1 protein-coding gene is annotated in these 948 nt (G+C 79.6%); it reads left to right on the top strand.

The genetic code is table 11. The annotated features are described in order from the left end of the window. A partial coding sequence (locus ACFV6I_RS27235; RefSeq protein WP_380428190.1) for a class F sortase occupies positions 1 to 948 on the top strand: 948 nt, incomplete at both ends.

The raw sequence follows: 948 nt of genomic DNA, 5'->3' as shown, positions 1-948 counted from the left end.
GGCCCGGTGGGTACCGGGGCCCCGGCGGGCGGCGGGCAGCCCGACAGGACGCCCGGCGCCGACGGGCCGGCCCGCCACGGCCTCCCGCGCGGTGGCCGCAACCGGCGGCGGCGCAAGGCCTCCCCCGGCCCGGGCACACTGCGCCGGACGGCGTTCGGTGCGGCGGGCCTGGCCTGCCTGGTGCTGGGCACCACCGTGGCGTTGTCCGGCCGGCACACCCCGGTGGTGCGGGTCGAGCCCTCGGTGCACGGCAGTACCGACAACCCGGCGGCCGCGCCCTCGGGAGGCCCCGGAACCGCGGGGACCACGGGGACGGCCAGGACCGCCGGGAGCCCGGCCGGCGCGCCGAAGCCCTTCGCCGCTTCGGCGCCGACCCGGCTGCTGGTCCCGGCCGCCGGGGTGGACGCCCCGGTGACCGGCCTCGGGCTGAATCCCGACGGGACGGTCGAAGTGCCGGCCGCCGACCGGGCCGACGAGGTCGGCTGGTACCGCAACGGGCCGACGCCCGGGGAGGCCGGCCCCGCCGTCCTCATCGGGCACTACGACACCGCGCACGGCCCGGCGGTCTTCCACGGCGTGCCGAAGCTGCGGCCGGGCGACCTGATCCAGGTGCGGCGCGCGGACGGCAGCACCGTGGACTTCAAGGTCCGCTCACTGCTCCAGGCCGCCAAGGACCGCTTCCCGACCGAAACGGTCTACGGTGACACTCCCGAACCCGCTCTCAGGCTCATCACCTGCGGCGGGAGGATCGGCTCGGACGGGCACTGGACGGACAACATCATCGTCCTGGCGGACCTGGCCGGTCCGGGCGGGGCCACCGGCGGTAAGCGCCGCCCCCGGCCCCGGGGGCCCCCCCGGGGGCTCAGGCGTGGCGCGCGGGGGGGCCCCGGGGGCGGGGGTTGGGGGGGGTGCGGGGGGGGGGGGGGGGCGGGCAGGGGGGGGGCTGAC

Origin of the sequence: Kitasatospora sp. NPDC059803, assembly GCF_042732255.1 — a bacterium.
Lineage (GTDB): Bacteria > Actinomycetota > Actinomycetes > Streptomycetales > Streptomycetaceae > Kitasatospora.
Note: the sequence above shows the minus strand (reverse complement) of the source record. Positions and strands in the feature narration are given on the sequence as shown.